This is a genomic window from Paeniclostridium hominis, from assembly GCF_014306135.1.
Lineage (GTDB): Bacteria > Bacillota > Clostridia > Peptostreptococcales > Peptostreptococcaceae > Paraclostridium > Paraclostridium hominis.
Genome location: NZ_JACRWD010000010.1, coordinates 40,480 through 46,854 on the forward strand (window position 1 = coordinate 40,480; position 6,375 = coordinate 46,854).

Below are 6,375 nucleotides of genomic sequence, written 5' to 3' on the forward strand. Positions count from 1 at the left end.
AATCTAACACAAAAGATTTGATTTATATTTGAACTTTATCTTGTTTTTAATATTAGAATATATTTTTTTGAAAAATAATCCTCAAATATATTTTAGGACTTAAAAGAATTAAATTACTACAATGAAATTAATCAATTGATTAAAAGTAAAATTAAAAGGGGGTTATACTATGGCAGATAATAGATTATCTACAGAAGTATCAGAAACAAAAAATTACTCAACACTAAAAATTAAATTTGATTGTGGTTTAAATGATGATGGAAAAACAATAGTAAAATCAAGAAGTTACTCAAATGTAAAAGCAAGTGCAGCATCTCTTGATGTGTTAAACGTAGCAGAAACACTAATATCACTACAACAGCATGATAAACTTTCAATAATAAAGTTAGATAATACTGAGTTAAATTAATATAAACTATAGGAGGAATAGAAAATGGGAGAAATAGAAACTAAACTAGTAATGACTTTTTTAAATACATTAGGCAAAAAAGTAAGCTTATTTGTAACAGATCCAAGAGAAGATTTAACAGAAGAAGAAATAAAAAATGCTATGGATGTAATAATAGAGAAAAATATATTTGAACCTAATGGAGTTGATATAGTTGCTTCAGTAGATGCAAGAATTGTTCAAACAGAAACTACAGAATTTGATTTGGAAGTAGCGTAATACATATTACATTTAAGAAAGCCCCTCTGAGCTAATGAGGGGCTTTCTTAGCAATTTAAAAGATTATTTGGAGGAATATATTGATGGAGTTGGATTTAATGCAATTGGTGTCAAATTTAGGGTTTCCTGCTATCGTTACAATGTATTTATTAATACGTATAGAAGGAAAACTAGAAGGCCTAAGTACAAGTATAAATTCTTTAAGCCAAAATATTTATGAATTAAATAATAAAAAGAGCTGAGATATAAAATTTATCTCGGCTCTTTTATTTATAAATAACTATACTACTTGATGGTTTTTAAAAATTCGATATGCAAAAGGCACACAAATAATACTAAGTATTAAGTAAAGCGCCATTCTCATTGTAATCACATCCATTGTAAAACCAGGGAATGGATATGAGAAATAATTTGTAATATCCATATCAAAGACGGGTTGACATGATGTATAAGGGAGAATCATATAAATATGATTCCAAATACCATTAGTTTGACTAACATTAAAGAATAATGGAATAATTATTATACAAATCATAACAATTAAAACTGGAAATGGTGTTTTCATTTTTGATGATAATAATAATGTAATAGATACCATTGCAAGCATTATCAAATATAAAGTTACAACACAAATAATAGTTGCTTGTAAAAATGTTAAAGAATATGGTGTTGTAGAATTTATAATTTGTATAGGTAGATTCCATCCATCTATTCCAAATGAAAATAATACAATTCCCAATCCTACAAAAACATTTATTGTATATATAATAAGTGCAAAAATAAATGATGCTAATATTTTTGATGCTATTAACTTTGATTTTCCATATCTAGAAGAGAGTATTATATTATCAGCACCAGATTGATACTCTCCCGAAAATACAGGTGCAATGCAAATACAAACTGCTAATATTGGAAGGACCATTAGTTCAATACACAGAAATATAGCCTCCCATCCCTCATGATATCCATACTCATATGGTTTTGCTACTTCTTTATTTTTTTCATACCAAAATTCTTTTTCATTATCAGAGTAATTCCAATCTTCATAATTAGCATTTAAAATATGAGATATTTTTTTCTCTCTTTGTTCATAAAAGTTTGCTCCATTTTCTAGAGGTAAATTCTCAATTTCTGAAAAAGAACGATCAGAAAACTTTGAATTTATATAGTTATTATTAATAAACCATAAGTAAGATAATTTAGGGTTTATATATTTGTTAAAAGTTGAATTATTTAGTTCTTTTTTACCATCATTAATAACAAAATTATCAGGATTATTAAATAGCTCTTGATATTTTAAAATATCATTTGTAATTCTTTCCTCTGTTAATGTCCCTTCAAGTTCTTTTTGTGACCTTTTTTCTAATTCAATAGCATCAAAACCTCGTCTTTGGTTACCATCCTTATCAAATGACAAAAATTGTATAGGTTGAAGTAAAAATAGCATTACTGTTAAAGCTAAACTGCCTAGAATCACAATTATATTTAGTTTTTTTCTTATAATTTTTTTAAGTTCAAATACTAATAAATCTTTCATACTATACCCCCTATTGTGATACCATATCATCAAAATGGTATAAATATAAATCTTCAAGTGTAGGTTCAACATTGGTTGCATTTTCAGTAGGCTTTATATTACTTACGATTCTAAGTAAAACCTTATCCTCACTATCATGCTGTAGGTTTACGACACGATACTTTCCACTAATCATATCTACATTGTTTTTTGGGATAGTACATTTCCATACCTTTTTGTCTATTTCTTTGGTTGCACCTTCTCTTAAGCTATTAAGAATTATCTGACCACTCTTCATCATTATTATTTTATCTGAAATATAATCAATATCTGAAACAATATGAGTTGAAAGAATAACTATTTTATCCTTTGAAAAATTAGAAATTAAATTTCTAAAACGTATACGTTCTTTTGGATCAAGACCTGCTGTTGGCTCATCTAGTATCAAAATTTTAGGGTCATTTAATACTGCTTGTGCAATTCCTAATCTTTGTTTCATACCACCTGAAAAAGTCCTGATTTTTTTATTACAAACATCTGATAATCCAACTAATTGTAAAAGTTCTTTTGTTTTTATCTTTGCATTTTGTTTGTTTATTCCTTTTAAGGCTGCTATGTAATACATAAATTCCTTAGCTGTAAAATCAGGGTAATATCCAAAGTCTTGTGGTAAGTATCCAATAAGTTTTCGATAATTTTCACCTAAAGAATTTATACTAGATCCATTTAGTAGTATATCTCCTGATGTTGGGTTAAGAATACCACATATCATTCTCATAAGAGTTGTTTTTCCAGATCCATTGGCTCCAAGTAACCCATAAATTCCTGGCTCTAAAGTAACACTAATTCGGTCAACTGCAATTTTATTGCTAAATTGTTTTGTCAATCTATCAAACTTTAATTCCATATTAAACCTCCTAAATGTGATTTAAGTTCATACAATCATATTTTTTATTACAATTAATAACTAACTTGTAAAGTTGTATAGCTACTCCAATTATTGCAATAACAAGCATAACAATCCAAATCCATAATGAAGATGAAATATATAATTTAGGTAAATATGATGTAGATATTGAGACAATCACCATTATAAAGACTCCAAAAGCAAAGCTATAATAGTTACTTTCTTTATTCTTAAATTTATTTAATATCCATAAGCACCCAAAGCAAGTTACCATAAATGGTACACAAATATATAAAAATATTTCATAAGTATAAAGTGATGTCTTAATTCCAACAAAAATACCTAAAATTGTTATGCTTAAGATATTCATAAGTCCTAGTATGCTTATACGTGATAACATTACTTGACTTAGTGTATATTGGGTAGATAATTCAAGTTCAACAGTTTTATATGTGTAAGCTCTTGAAAGTTCTGTAAATGTAGATATATAAATTAATGGAGCTATAGATGAAATTAAGTTAATTACTTGCATTGATGCTGGATAAGAATATAGCCTTAAACCACAAAATAATAAAATTGCAAATTGAATGACCCATACCTTTTTACGTATAAATCCAAATTGTTGGAAATAAAACTCCCAAAATGTTAATCTCCTACATTGAGTTTCATTTACTATTTCACGTACCTTTAAGATAGTATCTTGAATACTACTAGATTTTGGTGGAGGTACATTTTTATATAATTTATGTAAGTCTTTTTCTAAGTTTTTCTTCAATATAATCACTCCCACTTAATTTACTTTTAATTGCTAATAAGGCTAAATTTATCCTATATCTAACTGTAAAACGCGACTTGCCTATAATCGTTGCAATTTCATTAATTTTTAAATCATGGCCGTATTTTAAAACTATGACTTCTTGTTGTTCTTTTGGGAGATTATCAATAATGTGTTTAAGTGTTATTTTATCTGTGATACTGTCAATATGTTCTGAGGCAGAAATATCTATAATTTCTTTTGTTGATTCTAAATACTCTGTTTTATTCTTTTTAATCCAATTAATACATAGATTTTTAGCTATTGTATAAAGAAATGCTCTTGGTTTTCCTCTATCCGAATATGTATTTATATTTCTTACAAAATTCAAGAAAACTTCTTGTGTAATATCTTGTGCATCTTCACTATTTCCAACTTTGAAGTAGCAGTATTTATAAATAGCATCATAATTTTCACTAACAATTTGTTCAGCTATATTTGAATCACCATTTTTAATTTTCCTAATAGGATTTACCAACACATCACCTCCTCATAATGTTTAACAATATTAAAATCAAAAATGTGCAGAAATAATTTAATTATTTTTTACAAAGTCTAAATAAATGTATTTTAAATATGTTTTTAAAATATAGTTCAAAATTTACTATTTCACTCCAAATTAAAATCATTTTAGTCCAATTTTATCATTATATAAGTTTTAAATGTTAAGATAGATTTAAAATTTTATGGGAGGTTTATTTTGATTCAAATAAGGAGGTAACACAATATGTTTGATATTTTTAATATAATAGGCGAAATTTTAGTTTTAGTTTTTTTATACTTAACTTCTAATAGATATCATAGATTAGTTAAACTAGAGCGCCTTGAAAATACTGGAATCTCAGCTGAAAAATATAATACTTATGATAAACGTTTAAGGCTAGAGTGTGTTTTATTTGTTGTTGTAATTGGAAGTGCTACTATTTTAAATAAATTTACAAATGTTTTAATAGTTGTTTTCTTTATGCTTATATTAGGGCTTACACTTAAGGCACTTATAAATAAGTGTTTTTCTATTCCTGAATAATTAATTAAAATTAGTAAGTTAATACCCTTAAAATCCAAATAAATGGACTTTAAGGGTATTTTTATACTTAAATGGATTAACATTGTATTTATTTGGAGTAAAATAACCAATTCACCATAAAAAATTAAGTAATTTATCCGTATTAATAATTAAAGAGAGGAGGCGTTTAAATATGAAAATTAAAAAAATAACAAAGTCATTAGCTTGTGCTACAATAGCATTAGGAATGAGTACTTGTACATTCACAAGTTTTGCTCAAGGACCTAATAGTGAAGATATAGATAACGGCATAGCTAACTTAAAGTACAACAAAAATGAAATACTAGCTAGAAATGGAGATACTATTGAAAATGTTGTTCCTAAAGAGGGGATAAAAACAAATAATAAATTTATTGTAGTAGAGCGTAAGAAAAAAACACTTACAACATCTCCAGTAGATATATCAATTGTAGATTCTGTAACAGATCGTACATACCCAGGGGCACTACAAACTGCAGATGATTCTTTTGTTGAAAATAGACCAAATATTTTAATGTGCAAAAGAAAGCCAATAAATATTAGTATTGATTTACCTGGTATGAAAAAGGATAATACAGTTACAGTTCAAAATCCAACTTATGGGAATGTATCTGGAGCAATAGATGAATTAGTATCTAATTGGAGCGATAAAAACTCACAAACACATACATTACCTGCTAGAACTCAATATTTAGAGTCTATGGTATATAGTAAATCTCAAATTTCAAATGCACTTAACGTTAATGCAAAAGTTCTTGATAATTCACTTGGAATAGACTTTAATGCAATTTCAAATGGAGAAAAAAAAGTTATGATAGCAGCGTATAAGCAAATATTTTATACTGTAAGTGCTCAACTTCCAAATAATCCATCTGATTTATTTGATGATAGTGTAACTTTTAAAGAGCTAGTTAGAAAAGGTGTAAGCAATGAAGCACCACCACTTATGGTTTCTAATGTAGCTTATGGTAGAACTATTTATGTAAAGTTAGAAACAAATTCTAAGAGCAAAGATGTACAAGCAGCATTTAAAGCTTTAATAAAGAACAATGGTGCAAGCAACAGTTCTCAATACAAAGATATATTTGAGAATAGTTCATTTACAGCCGTTGTTTTAGGTGGAGATGCTCAAGCTCATAATAAAGTTGTAACTAAAGACTTTGATGAGATAAGAAATGTAATAAAAGATAATGCAACTTTTAGCTTAAAAAATCCTGCATATCCAATTTCTTATACAAGCACATTCTTAAAAGATAATTCAATAGCTGCAGTACATAATAAAACAGATTATATAGAAACTACATCTACAGAATATTCAAAAGGAAAAATAAACCTAGATCATAGTGGAGCTTATGTTGCTCAGTTTGATGTATCTTGGGATGAAGTTTCATATGATAAAGATGGTAATGAAATTTTAACTCATAAA

9 protein-coding genes are annotated in these 6,375 nt (G+C 27.0%); 5 read left to right on the plus strand and 4 right to left on the minus strand.

From position 1 onward, the window contains the following. Positions 1 to 169 precede the first annotated feature (169 nt). The 3 genes from H8891_RS14075 (at position 170) to H8891_RS14085 (ending at position 909) form a co-directional block, all read left to right on the plus strand. Positions 170 to 409 carry a DUF1659 domain-containing protein gene (locus tag H8891_RS14075; protein WP_147547944.1) on the plus strand — a complete coding sequence of 80 codons (240 nt, stop codon included), beginning with the start codon at positions 170 to 172 and terminating at the stop codon, positions 407 to 409. Between the two features lie 24 nt (positions 410 to 433). Beyond that, positions 434 to 667, plus strand: coding sequence for a DUF2922 domain-containing protein (locus H8891_RS14080; RefSeq protein ID WP_187006881.1), 234 nt, complete (start codon positions 434 to 436; stop codon positions 665 to 667). An 83-nt stretch (positions 668 to 750) separates the two neighbouring features. Then, the gene (locus H8891_RS14085; protein WP_187006882.1) at positions 751 to 909 is read left to right on the plus strand and encodes a YvrJ family protein; all 159 of its coding nucleotides are present in this window, start codon (positions 751 to 753) and stop codon (positions 907 to 909) included. A gap of 38 nt (positions 910 to 947) precedes the next feature. On the opposite strand, the gene H8891_RS14090 is transcribed toward H8891_RS14085, so the two are convergent. The 4 genes from H8891_RS14090 to H8891_RS14105 are packed head-to-tail and all read right to left on the minus strand — an operon-like array spanning position 948 to position 4,382. Then, positions 948 to 2,204, minus strand: a complete 1,257-nt coding sequence (locus H8891_RS14090) for an ABC transporter permease (protein ID WP_187006883.1) — start codon at positions 2,202 to 2,204, stop codon at positions 948 to 950. A 10-nt stretch (positions 2,205 to 2,214) separates the two neighbouring features. Next, positions 2,215 to 3,090, minus strand: coding sequence for an ABC transporter ATP-binding protein (locus H8891_RS14095; RefSeq protein WP_187006884.1), 876 nt, complete (start codon positions 3,088 to 3,090; stop codon positions 2,215 to 2,217). 10 nt (positions 3,091 to 3,100) lie between these two features. After that, positions 3,101 to 3,865, minus strand: a complete 765-nt coding sequence (locus tag H8891_RS14100) for a hypothetical protein (RefSeq protein ID WP_187006885.1) — start codon at positions 3,863 to 3,865, stop codon at positions 3,101 to 3,103. Then, positions 3,834 to 4,382, minus strand: a complete 549-nt coding sequence (locus tag H8891_RS14105) for an RNA polymerase sigma factor (protein WP_207723632.1) — start codon at positions 4,380 to 4,382, stop codon at positions 3,834 to 3,836. Before H8891_RS14105 ends, H8891_RS14100 begins: the two co-directional genes overlap by 32 nt. A 249-nt stretch (positions 4,383 to 4,631) precedes the next feature. Between H8891_RS14105 and H8891_RS14110 the strand changes: the two genes are divergently transcribed. Then, complete coding sequence (locus tag H8891_RS14110; protein ID WP_187006887.1) at positions 4,632 to 4,931, plus strand: hypothetical protein; 300 nt, start codon at positions 4,632 to 4,634, stop codon at positions 4,929 to 4,931. Between the two features lie 172 nt (positions 4,932 to 5,103). After that, positions 5,104 to 6,375, plus strand: a 1,272-nt coding sequence (locus H8891_RS14115) for a thiol-activated cytolysin family protein (protein ID WP_187006888.1), incomplete at its 3' end; no start/stop codon positions are given.